Below are 16122 nucleotides of genomic sequence, written 5' to 3' on the forward strand. Positions count from 1 at the left end.
ACCTTTAAATCAACAGAAAAATGAAAACAAATTATTTAAGAAGTGCCCTGTTGCTGATAGCGGCAACGGCATTAACGACTGCAGCAAACGCTCAGAAACCAGGAAAGAAAACGGCCTTAAACTCTTATAACAATTACGATACTTTTGATGGCAAGGGGCGCGAACGTATCCAAACCGACTGGAACGGAAAAACTTACCAAATGGAATTAGCAAACAACAAGCTGGTGGCTTTGGCTGTTGACGGCGAAATTATCCCGTCGACCAAATGGGGTGAATACAGCACAGTTATAGCTGCCATTCGCGAGCAGATCAGGAAGGACAAGATCCAGGCAAAAAAGGATCAGGCACAAGCTAAGCGTGATCAGGAACAAGCCCGGCGCGATCAGCAACAAGCCAAACGTGATCAGGAACAAGCCGCCCGCGACCAGCAGCATGCAAAAGCTGAACAGGGAGAGGCTGAACGCGGCCAGCAACAAGCCAAACGTGATCAGGAACAAGCAGCCAAAGATCAGTTACAGGCCAAACGCGACCAGGAGCAGGCTGCCCGCGATCAGGAACAAGCCAAACGTGACCAGGAACAGGCGCACCTGGATCAAATCCAGGCAAAAAAAGACCAGGAGCATGCGGCCGAAGATCAGCGGGTATTAAAACAGATGACAGATGATTTAGTAGCAGACCATATTATCTCTAATGAAGAGGCCCTGCATGAGCTTTCATTTAACGGTGAAGAATTAATCGTTAACGGAGTGAAGCAACCAGAGAGCGTATTTAAGAAATACAGTGCGAAATATCCACGTTTTGCAAAAGGAAATACCAGCTATGAAAATGGCAAACGGCAGTTTAATGGTTTGCATATTCATAGAGATTAAATATAATGCAGAGGCTATAACCTTAAAAACGTTAAAGGCAAACTAAGGGCGTCATTGCTGTGAGGTACAAAGCAATGACGCTTTTATATATTAAATGCGTGAGTTAAAGTATTAAATTAAAGAGTAAAGCTAAGTCAACTCGCCAGTTACTTTTTCAAACTCCTCGACCTCAGCTTACTCAAAAATTCGGGCGAGATACCAAGATAAGACGCTATATAATGCTGTGGCACCCTTTGCGGGATGTTTGGATAACGGTTAATAAACTCAAGGTATTTTTCCATGGCTGTGGTTGCTATAGTTTTATAAAGCCGTTTTTGAACCACAGTTAAATGCCTTTGCAGCATGAGCCTGAACATGCGTTCCAGTTTGGGAACTTCGTTAAGCAGCTTTTCTTTTGAGTCGCGGGTAAGGATGAGCAGTTCGCAATCTTCCAATGTTTCAATATTCATGTGGGCAGGGCTTTGATCCTGGAAGCTGGCCAGATCGCTTACCCACCAGTCTTCAACCGCGAATTGCAGGGTCACTTCTGCGCCGTTCTCATCAATAATATATTCCCGGATACAGCCTTTGTTTACGTAGGCTTCAAAATTACAAATGTTGCCGGCTGCAAGTAAACGTGTTTTTTTAGGTATTTTCCGGTATTCCAGGATCTCATTAAACAGCGCTGTTTCTTCTGTGGTTAAACTAACCGATCGCGCCGCGTAATTATTGATATTTTGAAACATTGCCCAAATATAAGCCCCGAGCGAGTGATACCCGCGAATATTGACCTGTAAATAATTTTATTTCTTGTTCCAGTTCAATGGATTTTTGGAATAGATAAGTCAATTTTGCCTTATATAATTTTTATCGATCAAATATGACCTATCTACCCAATCAAGACCGTTACCAGGGCATGGAATACCGCCGTTGCGGTAACAGCGGTTTAAAGTTGCCGGCGGTGTCACTTGGCTTGTGGCATAATTTCGGCGGCATCGACAGCCTGGAAAACGCCCGCAATATTTTACGTTTAGCCTTTGATAAAGGCATCACCCATTTTGATTTGGCCAATAATTACGGGCCGCCGGCTGGTTCGGCCGAAGAAACTTTTGGCCGTATCTTAAAAGATGATTTTAAAAGCTACCGCGATGAGCTCATCATATCAAGCAAAGCCGGCTGGGGAATGTGGCCTGGCCCCTACGGCGACTGGGGCTCGAAAAAATATTTGGTAGCCAGTTTGGATCAAAGCCTGAAACGGATGGGTTTGGATTATGTGGACATTTTTTATCATCACCGTCCGGATCCGGAAACACCTATTGAAGAAACAATGGGGGCATTAGACCTGATAGTGCGCCAAGGTAAAGCCCTGTATGTTGGTATCTCAAGCTACAGCGCATCCGAAACTGAAAAGGCAGTTGCCGTGTTGAAAGAACTTGGTACGCCATGCCTAATCCATCAGCCTAAATATTCCATGTTCGACAGGTGGGTTGAAGGTGGTTTGCTTGACGTACTGGAGGATAAAGGTGTAGGCTGTATCCCATTTTCGCCGTTGGCACAGGGTTTATTAACCAATAAATACCTGAAAGGTATCCCCGAAGGCTCGCGGGCTGCTGCCCACCGCGGCAACGGCGCCATTGACGAAGATGCCATAACCGAACAAAATATAGCCAAAGCCGCAAAACTGAATGAAATTGCCCTGCAGCGTGGTCAAAACCTGGCGCAAATGGCATTATCATGGATTTTGAAAGATAAGCGCATCACTTCGGTGTTGATCGGTGCAAGTAAGCCGGAGCAGGTTACTGACTCTATCGGTTGTTTAACCAATACTTCATTTAGTGATGAAGAGCTGAAGCTGATTAACCAGATCCTGGCATAAGACAACCAACTTCGATATAGCGTAATCATTTGTTATTAGCCTTCGGTATAAACCGGAGGCCTTTCTTTTTTTATTACCAGTCAGTTTATTACCTTTGCGCCAGTAATAAAAAAACTCTCAAAAATTTGAGCCATGTAATCTCATTAGCATAAACGTTTAATGAGCTTCCCCATCCCAGGGGAGGAGGTGAATTTCTATTTCTTTTAATTAAAAATTTTACAACATGGCTATATCAAAAAAATATGGTCGTACGTATCATTATCCGTTTTCGCCGGGCACAACCAGCGATGACAGGATACAACACGACTATTGGAAACACATACAAAAAATACCCACGCTTATCCATACTGAAAAGCTGGATGGAGAGAATAACTGCTTGTCAAAGCGCGGTGTTTTCGCGCGTTCGCACGTTGCGCCAACGGTTTCTGCCTGGACTGAGAGCATCCGTAGGTTTTGGCAGTTGATCAAAAATGACTTGGGTGATCTGGAGATCTTCCTTGAAAATCTCTACGCAATTCATTCCATCGAATACCGGAACCTCGAACATCATTTTTATGTGTTCGGTATCCGCGAGCATGACCGTTGGTTAAGCTGGGAAGAGACAAAGTTTTATGCCGCAATGATCGGCTTGCCGACGGTACCTGAACTGGGAAGTGTTCATCTACCTGTTGATCAGTTGAGATTTGAACAGGATGTTTTGACATTGACTAAAAGCAGGGGCACTTTTGAGCCCCATGATGCGGGGGACGGAAAGCCTGCAACTATTGAAGGGATTGTATCCCGCAATGCAGACAGTTATGCGATAGATGATTTTGCGCATAATGTATTTAAATATGTAAGGAAAGGGCACGTTAAAACCGACCAGCACTGGACACGCAGCTGGAAACGTGCGCCATTAAAAAACGAAGGAGGTACCTATGTGGACCATTACTGAAAATAAAGACTGGACATATCTTGAAAGCCATTTTGATTGGGTGGGGCGGATGGAAAGTGTACCGCAGGATACAATATATCATGAGGAGGGTAACGTTGCAATTCACACCAAAATGGTGATTGAAGCATTAGTTGGTCAGCCTGCTTATCAGCAGTTACCTGTACAGGAACAGGAAATACTCTGGGCAGCAGCTTTGCTGCATGATGTTGAAAAATACAGTACTACTGTAATTGAACCGGACGGCAGGATTACCTCAAACGGTCATGCCCGAAAAGGTGCAATGACTGCCCGGCAGATATTATACAGAGAAATAGCGACACCATTTTCAATACGTGAGCAGATTGTTGGGCTGGTGCGCTATCACGGCTTGCCGCTTTGGGTTTTTGAAAAGCCCGATCCGGCAAAGGCTCTCATTATGGCAAGTATGGAAGTTAATACTCAATGGCTGGCCTTGCTTGCCCGTGCCGATGTATTGGGGAGAATCTGTACCGATCAGGATGAAATGCTTTATAAAATAGATTGTTTTGAGGCTTTCTGTCGCGAACAAAGCTGCTGGGGTACTGCCCGTAACTTTGTAACTAACGAGGCGAAAATGTATTATATGCAGCACGAAGATGCTTACCCGAATTATGTACCGTTTGAACAGCCAGCTGCCGAAGTAATATTAATGAGCGGCCTGCCGGGAGCAGGTAAAAATACCTATATCCAAAAGCACTACCCGGATCTGCCGGTTGTATCACTTGATGATATCCGGATAGCACGTGGTATTTCGCCCACAGATAAAAGCGGTAATGGTTTGGTTATTCAGGAAGCTAAGGAGCAGGCCCGCGTGTTTTTAAGAAAGCAAAAAAGCTTTATCTGGAATGCTACCAACATTACCCGGCAAATGCGTTTGCAGTTGATTGAATTATTTGCCACCTACAAAACCGCAGTAAAGATTATTTATGTGGAGGTGCCCTATGCCGGATTACTAAAGCAGAACAGGAACCGCGAAGCAGCCATACCAGATGCGGTACTTGAAAGGTTGATTGATAAGTTGGAAACTCCGGCATTGTGGGAGGCACACGAAGTGATTTATCAATTAGCCTAAGTAGTTAGAAAAGCGCTGCAATTTATGGTGGCGCTTTTTTTGTCAAAATTGGTATTGCTTCTTTGAGACGAAAAAGTGTAAGTTTTATTTGTAACGGTCTTTAAAATTTGCCATCAGTTTTAATTCAAGAATTGTATTAGTTTTATAAGTCGAAAGCAGAGGCTTGGTTTGCTTTATTATTGTTTAAATGACAATTAAAATATTGTATTTTAGAACTCATTAAATTTTCAAAGACCCTCGCATGTTGCTTTGTTTGATTAAGAAGAATTTTTATTGACACGGATGCTTTGTGATAAATAAAACAATTTAGCAGAATATGCTTATAAATTTGATAAAAAATATTTTAATTGTTTTTTGAACAATTAAAATAAATATTATACCTTAGATTTTCATTAGCGTGATAACCTCGCTTTAATGAAGACCAATAGCCAATTATATTGAATTAAACCATACAAGAACTGTTTCACGGTTTTTGATCAAGTAAATACAACCGATAAGGAGATGCTGGACACCGAGATTAGGTACTTACTTAATGATATTGCTCTAAACAGCAGCAGGGCTTCCTTTAAAAGGCTGTACCTGGCTTATTATGGTAAATTATTTAACCTGGCAAAATCACTGGTAAAGCAGGATGAACTTGCCGAAGAAATCACCGATGATGTTTTCATGAACCTTTGGGGGCGCCGGGCTTCGATTGCGGAGATCAGTAACTTTACTTATTACTGCTATACATCGGTTAAAAATAAGTCGCTTACCTGTCTATCCAAAAATCGGCTTAAAAGCGTAAATATTGATGATATAAAGGTAGACGTTGCCGATTCGGGCGCTACAGGTGAAGATAAGCTGGTTTATGAAGATCTTACCAAACTCATCAATACTACTTTAAACAAACTTTCCGAACAATGCCGCCTGGTTTTTAAGCTGATAAAAGAGGACGGCTTGAAATATCGCGAAGTAGCCGAGCTGCTCGATATCTCTATAAAAACAGTTGAATACCATATGGGCAACGCATTGAAAACCCTTGCGCAAGGGTTAAAAGACACCGAAAAAGCGGCGATGCCTGCCAGCCCCGAAAAAATTTCAAAAAATATTTGATCTGCCCACTGGGGTATCCTGATTATTTACAGTCTTTATATATAGAGCCGTAAATAATGATCAACAACATCTGGATACTTATTGGTAAAAAGTTAAATGGTGAAGCTTCGCCCGAAGAATTACTTGAACTTGAACAACTGTTGCAGCAACAGGAAGCCGCCGGTATGTACCCAATGGATGGGCTGGAAGCGATCTGGAAAAATGATCAGCAAACAAGCCAGGATGAAAAGCTGTTAAGCAAATGGGATGCTTTTGAAACCGAACTTGATGTCATTGAAGAAAAGGAAGCTGAAGAAGCCGCTCAAATCATCTCAATCCAAAGCAAAACAAAAAAAAACGGGATCATTAAACTGGGATCGTTATTAGCTGCCGCATGTTTGATGCTGGGCATATTTTGGTTTACACGCAAAGAAACTATCACTACCGGGAAACCCAATGAAATAACTGCTCCTAAAAACGGAATTAGCAAAATTCAATTGCCCGATGGCAGCCGTGTTTGGCTTAATATGGGCAGCAAACTCACTTACAGCAATGATTTTGGTACCGATCAAAGAAGGGTAAGCCTTGTTGGCGAAGCTTTTTTTGATGTGGTTAAAGACGCGCAGCACCCTTTTGTCGTTACTACGTCAACAATCAGCGTCAGGGTGTTGGGTACTAAATTCAATGTGCGTTCATATAATAATGATAAAACATCTGAAGCTGCACTGGTACGCGGAAAAATTGAACTCACTATTTTAAAAAATCCCGAAAAAAAGATCATCCTCAACCCTTCAGAAAAACTTACAATAATTAATAACCAGGAGCCGCAAATTAAAAGCAATACCCCTACAGATAAGGTGGCTGAGGAAACACCACTTATAGCACTGAGCCGTATCCACCAGGCCAAAAAGGACACTTTGCCATCAGAAGCCTTATGGCTTGAAAATAAACTGGCCTTTGACGCTGAAGATTTTGAAAATATCGCCCAAAAAATGGAGCGCAGATATAATGTGAACATCGTTTTTGAAAATGAGGATGTAAAAAAGCTGCGCTTTACCGGTAAGTTTGAAAAAGAATCGATTAATAAGGCTTTATTGAGCCTGCAGAAAACGGCGGCGTTTCGTTATAGAATTGACACTAACCAAATTGTAATTTATTAATTAATAAACCTTTATGAAAGAGCCTATGCGTAAATAAATATCAAATCTTAAACCATAAAAAATGGGAAGATGTTCCCGCATCCCCCCATTATAATGTGGTACAAGTTAACTACCAGTCCTTCTATAAACCAAATAGTTAAAATAACCTTAATGCTAAATTATGAAAAAAAATGCACACCGCATTAACCCATTGCGGCTGAACCAATTTTTGAAAGTACTTCTTATGTTTAAATTTATCTGTATCCTGGTGCTCGTCTCCTCATTGCAGGCGTTTTCAAAAGGATATGGTCAGACCAAGATCAACGTAAATTTCCAAAATGTGTCCCTGAAGAAGGCACTTAAGGAGATAGAAAAGAAGTCTGATTATCGCTTTTTGTATAACGACGATATGTTGTTGAAAAATGACATGCCCGCCAGTTTAAATACAAAAGATGCATCGCTTGAAGAGGTGATGAAAATTGTACTTAGCAATACCAACCTGAGTTATACGCTGGGTGATAATAACCTCGTTATCCTTACCGAAAAAGGCAAGGCAATGGCCCCCGGCACTATTAACGGTAAAGTTACCGACGAGACTGACTTGCCCATGCCTGGTGTAACGGTAAAGGTAAAGGGCACCAATGTAAGCGCCCAAACTGATTTACAGGGGCGTTATACATTAAATATTCCCGATAACAATACCGGTAGTGTAGTACTTGTTTTTTCGTTTGTTGGCTATGCCTCGCAGGAAATAACAGTTAACGGCAACTCGTTGATCAATGTACAGTTAAAAGCAGCATCCAACTCGTTGAACGAAGTAATTGTGGTTGGATATGGCACGCAGAAAAAGGAAAACCTTACAGGTTCGGTTGCTGTGGTAAATCTTAAAGATGCCAATAAACGTGTAACACCGGATGTTGCGAGGGCTTTACAAGGCCAGGTTGCGGGTGTGCAGGTAAACGGCTCGGGTGTGCCGGGCGAAGGCGTTTCTATCCGTATCCGCGGTGTAAGTTCGCTTATCAATAACAACCCGCTTTATATTATTGATGGCGTGCCAACTATGGAACCTTTCGATTTCCCAACCACTGATATCGAAAGTATGCAGGTGATAAAGGATGCTTCGGCGGGGGCAATTTATGGTTTCCGCGGTGCTAATGGTGTGGTGATCATTACTACCAAAAAAGGTAAAAATGGCGCCATGAAGATCAATTACAATGGTTATGCAGGCTTCCAGAAAAATCCCAAAACGCTTTCTGTTACCGATAGGGTAGGTTATCAGAAAATTGCCAACGCTGCCGAAACCAATGCAGGTTTATCCCTGGCCCCGGGCAACGATCCCTCATCAAGCAAATTTATCAGCAATGTAAACACCGACTGGCAAAAATCGGGGTTCAGAACTGGTTATACCCAAAGTCATGACCTGGGCCTATCGGGCGGTAACGAAAACATGAGTTATAACGTTGCCTTTGATTACTTTAACCAAACCGGTACAACTGTATCTGGACCTTCTTATACCCGTTATAACCTCAGCGGCAATATCCAGGGTAAAAAAGGTATCGTATCTTTCGGTACTAAGTTTGCCTATACCGAAGGCGACTATAACAATCTGGCGTATCCTCACTTGCACGGTACCGGTAATCAGATAGTTGACCTGGTGACAGCTATCCCTACCATGCCTATTTATGACCCTAACCGTGTTGGCGGCTACGGAGGTGTTGATCAAAATACACAAAGAGCTATCTCTTTGAATATCATTGGTGTAAATAACCTGCTGAACAGCACCGGGCAACGCAACCGTATGCTGGCATCGGCCTGGATGGAGGTTGAGTTTATTAAAAACCTGAAATACCGCCTAAATGCAAGCTATGATCGTAACGATTTCAAGAATACTTACTTTGATCCTATTTACGATCTTGGCTGGTTCTACCCAAACACTACTGCTTACTACAGAGACGCACGCGGTAATTATTACACCGCACTTATTGAGAATACGTTAAGCTACAAGTTTGATATCAGCAAGCACCATGTGGAGTTATTAGCGGGTACGGCTTATCAAAAGGATAAAAATGATAACCTTACAGGTATTGCGTATAACCTGCCCCAGCCATACCTGTTTGCGTTTGATAATGTGAGCAATACCACCGATAAAACCGTGTTTGGCAACAGTAACGAACGTAAATTTTACTCGCCCATATTTGGTCGTGTAAATTATAACTATGATGACCGTTACCTGCTGACAGCAAACTACCGTCGTGACGGTACATCGCAACTGCCTGAATATAATCGCTTTGGTAATTTTGCAGGTGTATCAGTAGGCTGGAACATCAACAAGGAGAAATTTTTGCACCTGCCCGAAACCATCAGCCAGTTAAAATTAAAAGCCGGTTATGGTACATTAGGTAACGTAAATGCACTTGCATTTTATCCTTACCAGGCGGTAGTAAATGCCAATGCCAGCTATGTATTCGGTAATACACTTGCATCGGGAGCAACCCAAACCCAGGTGTTTGATCAAACCAATAAATGGGAGCAAAAGCAAACAACTAACATTGGTTTGGATTTAAGCCTGTTTCATGATCAGCTAAGCTTTTCGTCAGAGTATTATATCAACAAGATCAAAGGCATCCTGTTATCAGTACCTATCCCGGTTTCGGTAGGGGCTATTAACACGCCGCTGGTTAATGCTGCCTCATTTACCAATAAAGGTATCGAGTTTACGGTAACTTATCGCAGCAGGGATACCGGTCCGTTTAATTACACCATTAGCGCAAACGCTTCAACCGTTAAAAATAAAGTAACATCATTAGGCAATGGCGGTAACCCGATATACGGCGCATACAGCAAAACGGCTGTTGGCGGCGAAGTAGGTGAACTATACGCTTTTAAAACTGAAGGCATTTTTAAAGATGCTGCGGATGTAGCGGCACATGCCACCCAAACAGGAGCAGCCCCGGGCGATGTTAAGTTTGTTGATACCAATAAAGATGGCATCATCAATGATGCCGACCGTGTTTATTTGGGTTCGGCTATTCCTAAATTGTACTATGGCTTTAACTTCAGCGCTAATTATAAAAACTTTGACGCGTCAGTATTTATACAGGGCAACTATGGCAGTAAAATAGCCAATGGTGTGTATCAGTCTTTAATGACCGGTCAGTATACCAATGCCAGCACTGATGAGCTGAATTACTGGACACCAAACAATACCAATACCAACGTGCCGCGTCCAATAATTGGCGATCCTAATGCCAATAACCGCAATTCTGACAGGTTTATTCAAAGCGGCTCATATGCCCGTTTACAAACTGCACAATTGGGTTATACGCTGCCAACGGGTTTATTGAACCGTACGCACGTGATCAGGAGCCTTAGAGTTTACCTGTCGGGACAAAATCTGTACACCATAACCAAGTACAAAGGTTTCGACCCTGATTTTATTAACGATGGTACCATTAACCGTGGTTTTGATTATGGCTCGTTCCCAAATCCACGCACTTTACTGGTAGGCTTACAATTAGGATTATAAAAACTGATTAACGATTTAACATTATTTATAATGAAAACGATATATACAAAGGCAGTATTAACGCTATTGTTGGTAGCTGTATTGGCCATGGGATGTAAAAAGAGCGATCTGACTACGGTAAACCCTAACGCGCAAACAACTCAAACTTTTTGGCAAAATGCCAGCGATGCCGTAAAGGGAATTAACGCGGTATACGGCAGTTTAATCATTGATGGTTCATACATGCGCTTTTCGCCGATAGTAGAAAACACACGGGGCGATGATGCGACAAGCTATAGCCCCTGGGACCAGATCTATAATATGGGTAAGTTTAACATGCAAAGCACCGGCGATGGCGTACTGTTTTCATGGACAGCCTACTACCAGGGTATTTTACGCGCAAATGAAGTGCTGAAGTATGTACCCGCCATTAATATGGATGCCGAACTGAAAAAACGGGTATTAGGACAAGCATATTTCCTGCGCGCCCTGTACTATTTTCACCTGGCCGATTTTTATAAAAACGTGCCTATGCCGTTGGTACCTGCCGGCTCAAGTGCCGATTATTTCCAGAAACAACAACCACAGGATGTAGTTTGGGCACAGGTGATCAGCGATTTTAAAGCGGCCGAAGGCATGCTGCCAACAACTTACAGCGGCTTATCGCCCGACGGACAGATTGGTCGTGCTACAAAAGGTGCGGCATCTGCATACCTGGGTAAAACCTATCTGTTTACAAAAAAATATGCTGAAGCGGCTGCCGAGTTCAAATCAGTTATTGATATGGGTACCTATAGCCTGGTGGCCAATTATTACGATAACTTTTTTGCAAACAATGAAAACAACTCCGAATCGATTTTTGAGGTTCAGTTTTCGACGGTTGCCGGAGGTACAGATCTGGGCTGGGGAGGCGATCCATCATCAGGATGGGGCCGTACATCTGCCCGTGCAATCACTTTTGGCGCGGCGAGTTTCGGTTTTACCGATGTGCAGCCAACGCCTGCATTATACAATGAATATCTGCAGGAAAAAACAACCAGCGGCGGTGTTGATCCCCGTTTGGATGTAACCATGTATTACAACAAACCCGGCGAAAAATTATATAACCAGGATTTTGCCGCCCGCTACGCCGGCAGCTCCTCATTAAATGCCCTGTTTTGCCATAAGTATGAAAACGGCGACAGCGGCCAGGCTGATGAATACGACTGGAGATCGGGCATCAACGAAAGGCTGATGCGTTATGCCGATGTACTGCTGATGTACGCGGAATGTTTGAACGAATTGGGCCAGACAAATGACGCCTATCAATATATCCAGAAAGTGCGCAACCGTGTAGGTTTACCAAACCTGGCCACTGTTAAGCCGGGTATGAGCCAGGCCGAAATGCGCGAGCAGATAGGTCACGAGCGTTTCCTTGAGTTTTCGCTTGAAGGGCACAGGTTTGATGATATCCGCCGCTGGGGCTGGCTGCAGGATGCCACCAAACTGGCCTGGCTAAAAGCGCGCGACCCTGAATTTAATACGTACACACCGGGTAAGGAATATCTGCCAATACCACTTACCGAGGTACAAACTAACGTGGGTTTGGTGCAGAATACGGGGTATTAGAGAAAAAAGAGCGGGTGGAGGCGCGATTCCTTCCCTTGGGAAGGAGGAGGAAGGGGTTTATGAATCACGGTAAATACACTGCTTGCATAAACCCCTCCCCGCCACATCACAATCTATTACACCCCTCTCGAGGGAGGGAATAAAAATTAAGTGCAAGAGATGACAAAGACGATGACTAAAGCGAAAGATCTATACTTAATAGCAGCGTTGGCAACAGTAATGTTTTCCTGCTCAAAAAAGGAAACACCTGCGCCAACTAAAACGGATACTACCACAACTCCACCGGTAACAACCACATTTGATATCAATAGTATCAGTGATACTTATGCGGATATTGCGGCATTTACCTATTATCCTAAGTGGACAGTGTATAACGTGCATGACCCATCCATCAAAAAGTTTGGTGATTATTATTATTGCTATAGTACCGATGTGGCTTTTGGTACTGATGTAAGAGCGGGCCTGCAAATCCGCAGGTCGAAGGATTTGGTGCAGTGGGAGTATGTGGGCTGGGTATTTTCGTCATTACCGGCGCAGGGATCTGCCTATATTACGGGTAAAGGCGGCACGCCTTACAACGCCTTATGGGCGCCTTACGTAATGAAGGTGGGTTCGGAGTACAGATTGTATTATTCGCTTTCATCGCCTGTAGCACGCCTGAGTGTTATCGGCATGGCGACAGCTTCATCGCCTGATGGTCCCTGGACGGAGAAAGGCCTCGTTGTAACATCAGCCAATGATGCCAGTATCCAAACAAACGCTATCGACCCAACCGTAATAACTACAACAACCGGCGAACAGTACATGTATTATGGCTCGGCCTGGGATGGGATCTATATCCTGAAACTTGATCCTTCAACCGGCCTGGCGGCCAATTCGGGCGATAAGGGTAAGCGCATAGCTAACCGCGGTTTTACCGGCGGCAAATACAATGGTAATATTGAAGGTGCTGAAGTGATCTACAACCCCGATCTGAAAAAGTATTTCCTGTTTATCAGTTATGACTGGCTGCAAACCAAGTATAACGTAAGGGTAGGGCGGGGCGATAGCCCGACCGGTCCGTTTTATGATTATAACGGGCATGACATCAATACCGATGAGGATCATGGGCCGATGATCCTTGCCCCATACCAGTTCAGCAACCAAAGCGGCTGGCAGGGCACAGGGCATTGCGCGGTGTTTGATAATGGCAGCGGGCAATATTACATGGCACACCAGGGCAGGCCGGGTATTAACTCGTACTTTATGGACCTGCACGTTCGTAAAATATCATGGACGACCGACGGCTGGCCAATAGTATCGCCCGAGCGATATGCCAATGTTGCTCAAACAACTATAGCATCAACCGATGTGGCAGGAACCTATGAAAAAATTACGCTGAATTATCATATTGTACCGGGTTATGGTACCGAGCAAACCAATCCGGACTTCCAGGTTTCAACAACCTTTAAACTGGACGCTGCCGGTACTATTGATGGTAACGCTGCCGATAAATGGACATTTACCGCTCCATGGCTTGAGCTTAAATACAGCAACGGCGATACGTACAAGCTAAAAGTTGAACGTGAGCGCGACTGGGAAAACAAAATAACATCAACCCTGATATTTACCGGGTTAGATAACCATGGCACTGCCATTTGGGGAAAGAGAAAACAATAGGTTTGTTTTTATATAGGTTGGTAGCCCTTCGGTTTAATTACCGGGGGGCATTTTTAATCAAAGAAACCGAGATTGTTGGTGAAGCTATTTTGTCAGCGCTTTTTATTATTGGGTAACTTATTCAAAAAGTTACGATAAAAACAAAAAAAGAAGTTGTATAAACATGGCGTCAAATCTTCTGTAAAACCTCCATTGTTTTTACTCTTATTAGTTTTATTGTCTGATTTTTAATTAGTTATGTATGTTTTATTGAATGTACTAATTAGCTGATTATCAATTTGTTTCATTTTTACACTGTTCCTTGTTTCACTCTCAAAAAATGGAACAATTGTTTTTTTACAAAAAAGACAGCCGGCATTTTTTTAATTTTTTTTCGGGAATCAAAAAATTGGGGCACCTGATTTGTTACAATATAAGGATTGGTTTAAACTGCATGGCCGAACGGTTTTTTTAGCCTGAATAGATTTTGTTTTCCACAATCCATTGTTTTTCTGTTACTTATTCGTATCTTGAATTTACCAAATTAACCTGAGTATTTATGAAAAGTGTAAAGCATATCCTGGCCCGTAAGGGGAACAACGTTACTGCAGTACCTGCCGATACCACCGTGTTTAACGTGTTGAAACTGATGGCCGAAAAAAACATCGGCTCGGTAGTAGTAACTGAAAATGGCAGGTATATGGGCCTGATGACAGAGAGGGATTACTCCCGTAAAATCATTTTAATGGGTAAACACTCTGATGAAACCACCGCCGGCGAGATCATAAGTACCAATTTCCCGAGGATCACACCCGAATCATCAGTTGATGAATGCATGCTGATCATGAGCGAAAATAATATCAGGTATTTACCGGTGTTTGATGTGGCCGATCAGCTATGCGGTATTATTTCTATGAGTGATGTGGTGTACGAAACTATCTATTCGCAAAGGGAAACCATTGAGCAATTGCATAGCTACATCCAATCAACATAAGCAAAAATGCTTTTGGATTGCTGATAATGGTTAACAGGAGATTTGTTTTTGCATAAATTAATCAAAGCAAATATTTAGGTTTGTTAACCACTCCGTTGTTATGAGGCGACCTCTTGTTTTTTTGTTTTTTATTTTAACTTCTTCTTTTGCTTTTGGTCAGCAAACGTTTGATGCTTTTTGCAATGATTTTGTAGCCGGCTACACCAAATTGCATTTACCACAATTGGAGTTAAGCTACGTAAGTGGCTTAGAGCGTATTGGCACAGCCGCCGATGTGCAAAAGCAACTGGACTTTTTTACAAAAGTCAAAACCGGCTTATCGGCTTTTAAGGCAGATCAGCTCAGCGAATCGGAAAAAGTAGATTATCAGCTGATCCGTTATGAAACAGGCCTCAATTTAGAGCGGATTTCCCTTGAACAGGATTGGTTAAAAAACAAACCGGCGGCTGTTCCTACCAATGGTATTATCAACCTCCCTAACGGAAAAGCCTGGTATGCCTACCTGCTTAAACGCTGGACCAGTGCCAGCGCCACTCCTGATGAGATCTACCAGTTTGGCCTTAGCGAAGTGGCCCGCGTTCAAAAGCATATCGAAGCTATCCGCCAGCAAACCGGGTTAAACGAAGATGCTTTTTATAAGCACCTCAATGATCCGTCCTTTTTTATCAGCGACCCGAAGTTAGTCCAGAAAGCCTTCGAAAATACCAAAGCGGTCATTTATGCCAACATGTCCAAACTGTTTAGCAATACCAACATAGCCCTGCTAAAAATTGTAAAAGGCGAAAGCAGGCAGCTGGCACAAACGCCCGGCTATTACGATAGTAATGCGTTTTACTATAATCTTTTTGATAAGCCATACAATAAACGGCAGGTCGACTGGCTTTTTATGCATGAGGGAGTTCCCGGTCACCATTACGAGGCGAGTACGGAGGCGCAAACCAAAACATCAGCCGTGCAGCAGCTTTTTTATTATATGGGCTTTGCTGAGGGTTGGGCGGCATATACCGAAGAGTTAGGCAAACAACTTGGTGTATACAAAACGCCTTATGATGACCTGGGTAAATGGGAGTGGGATATTGTACGGTCGGTACGCGTACCCTTGGATGTAGCGCTTAATTATTACGGCTGGACAGATGAACAGGCGCTGGCATTTTGGAAAAAGAACATCCGGGGGCAGGATGATATTGCCATGCGCGAAATTGCCCGCATGCGCCGCTGGCCGGCACAGGTAGTTACCTACAAGTATGGCGCATTACAAATACTGCACTGGAAAGAGGAATTGCAGCAAAAACAAGGCGTTAAGTTTAATATCAGGGATTTTCATTCGCGCGTGCTTGATCATGGCTCGCTGCCGTTGTTTATGGTGAAGGAAAATGTGTTTAAAAAAAGTTAAACTTTTTATCTTGTAAATCAATA

General features: G+C 43.1%; 12 protein-coding genes. 11 read left to right on the forward strand and 1 reads right to left on the reverse strand.

Annotated features, from left to right (window positions below; translation table 11 throughout):
* Positions 1–20: 20 nt before the first annotated feature.
* The gene (locus tag ABIC84_RS12650; protein WP_429263765.1) at positions 21–869 is read left to right on the forward strand and encodes a hypothetical protein; all 849 of its coding nucleotides are present in this window, start codon (positions 21–23) and stop codon (positions 867–869) included.
* A gap of 146 nt (positions 870–1015) precedes the next feature.
* On the opposite strand, the gene ABIC84_RS12655 is transcribed toward ABIC84_RS12650, so the two are convergent.
* A complete protein-coding gene (locus ABIC84_RS12655) occupies positions 1016–1594 on the reverse strand; it encodes a Crp/Fnr family transcriptional regulator (RefSeq protein WP_426589575.1) in 579 nt (192 codons plus the stop codon).
* Positions 1595–1728: 134 nt separating this feature from the next.
* Between ABIC84_RS12655 and mgrA the strand changes: the two genes are divergently transcribed.
* The 10 genes from mgrA (at position 1729) to ABIC84_RS12705 (ending at position 16099) form a co-directional block, all read left to right on the forward strand.
* Positions 1729–2724: an L-glyceraldehyde 3-phosphate reductase gene (gene mgrA / locus ABIC84_RS12660; RefSeq protein WP_426589573.1), complete on the forward strand. Its 996-nt coding sequence runs from the start codon at positions 1729–1731 to the stop codon at positions 2722–2724.
* 223 nt (positions 2725–2947) lie between these two features.
* Positions 2948–3658: an RNA ligase family protein gene (locus tag ABIC84_RS12665; protein WP_426589571.1), complete on the forward strand. Its 711-nt coding sequence runs from the start codon at positions 2948–2950 to the stop codon at positions 3656–3658.
* Positions 3642–4748, forward strand: a complete 1107-nt coding sequence (locus ABIC84_RS12670) for an AAA family ATPase (RefSeq protein ID WP_429263766.1) — start codon at positions 3642–3644, stop codon at positions 4746–4748. The genes ABIC84_RS12665 and ABIC84_RS12670 overlap by 17 nt, the downstream gene beginning before the upstream one ends.
* A gap of 501 nt (positions 4749–5249) precedes the next feature.
* Positions 5250–5843, forward strand: coding sequence for an RNA polymerase sigma-70 factor (locus ABIC84_RS12675; RefSeq protein ID WP_429263767.1), 594 nt, complete (start codon positions 5250–5252; stop codon positions 5841–5843).
* 56 nt (positions 5844–5899) lie between these two features.
* Positions 5900–6982: a FecR family protein gene (locus ABIC84_RS12680; RefSeq protein WP_426589565.1), complete on the forward strand. Its 1083-nt coding sequence runs from the start codon at positions 5900–5902 to the stop codon at positions 6980–6982.
* Between the two features lie 160 nt (positions 6983–7142).
* Positions 7143–10487 carry a TonB-dependent receptor gene (locus tag ABIC84_RS12685; protein ID WP_426589563.1) on the forward strand — a complete coding sequence of 1115 codons (3345 nt, stop codon included), beginning with the start codon at positions 7143–7145 and terminating at the stop codon, positions 10485–10487.
* A gap of 30 nt (positions 10488–10517) precedes the next feature.
* The gene (locus ABIC84_RS12690) at positions 10518–12074 is read left to right on the forward strand and encodes a RagB/SusD family nutrient uptake outer membrane protein (RefSeq protein WP_429263768.1); all 1557 of its coding nucleotides are present in this window, start codon (positions 10518–10520) and stop codon (positions 12072–12074) included.
* 159 nt (positions 12075–12233) lie between these two features.
* Positions 12234–13733 (forward strand): arabinan endo-1,5-alpha-L-arabinosidase, encoded by a 1500-nt coding sequence (locus ABIC84_RS12695; protein ID WP_429263769.1) that lies wholly within the window; start codon positions 12234–12236, stop codon positions 13731–13733.
* A 538-nt stretch (positions 13734–14271) separates the two neighbouring features.
* Positions 14272–14706, forward strand: coding sequence for a CBS domain-containing protein (locus ABIC84_RS12700; protein WP_426589557.1), 435 nt, complete (start codon positions 14272–14274; stop codon positions 14704–14706).
* Positions 14707–14806: 100 nt separating this feature from the next.
* The gene (locus tag ABIC84_RS12705; protein ID WP_426589555.1) at positions 14807–16099 is read left to right on the forward strand and encodes a DUF885 domain-containing protein; all 1293 of its coding nucleotides are present in this window, start codon (positions 14807–14809) and stop codon (positions 16097–16099) included.
* Positions 16100–16122 lie beyond the last annotated feature (23 nt).

The organism is Mucilaginibacter sp. 3215 (genome assembly GCF_050433785.1).
Classification (GTDB): Bacteria; Bacteroidota; Bacteroidia; order Sphingobacteriales; family Sphingobacteriaceae; genus Mucilaginibacter.

Excerpts from the sequence above, each read along its gene's own strand:
- ABIC84_RS12650 (WP_429263765.1), top strand. The coding sequence starts at position 21 with ATGAAAACAAATTATTTAAGAAGTGCCCTGTTGCTGATAGCGGCAACG.
- ABIC84_RS12655 (WP_426589575.1), bottom strand. The coding sequence starts at position 1,594 with ATGTTTCAAAATATCAATAATTACGCGGCGCGATCGGTTAGTTTAACC.
- mgrA (WP_426589573.1), top strand. The coding sequence starts at position 1,729 with ATGACCTATCTACCCAATCAAGACCGTTACCAGGGCATGGAATACCGC.
- ABIC84_RS12665 (WP_426589571.1), top strand. The coding sequence starts at position 2,948 with ATGGCTATATCAAAAAAATATGGTCGTACGTATCATTATCCGTTTTCG.
- ABIC84_RS12670 (WP_429263766.1), top strand. The coding sequence starts at position 3,642 with ATGTGGACCATTACTGAAAATAAAGACTGGACATATCTTGAAAGCCAT.
- ABIC84_RS12675 (WP_429263767.1), top strand. The coding sequence starts at position 5,250 with ATGCTGGACACCGAGATTAGGTACTTACTTAATGATATTGCTCTAAAC.
- ABIC84_RS12680 (WP_426589565.1), top strand. The coding sequence starts at position 5,900 with ATGATCAACAACATCTGGATACTTATTGGTAAAAAGTTAAATGGTGAA.
- ABIC84_RS12685 (WP_426589563.1), top strand. The coding sequence starts at position 7,143 with ATGAAAAAAAATGCACACCGCATTAACCCATTGCGGCTGAACCAATTT.
- ABIC84_RS12690 (WP_429263768.1), top strand. The coding sequence starts at position 10,518 with ATGAAAACGATATATACAAAGGCAGTATTAACGCTATTGTTGGTAGCT.
- ABIC84_RS12695 (WP_429263769.1), top strand. The coding sequence starts at position 12,234 with ATGACAAAGACGATGACTAAAGCGAAAGATCTATACTTAATAGCAGCG.
- ABIC84_RS12700 (WP_426589557.1), top strand. The coding sequence starts at position 14,272 with ATGAAAAGTGTAAAGCATATCCTGGCCCGTAAGGGGAACAACGTTACT.
- ABIC84_RS12705 (WP_426589555.1), top strand. The coding sequence starts at position 14,807 with ATGAGGCGACCTCTTGTTTTTTTGTTTTTTATTTTAACTTCTTCTTTT.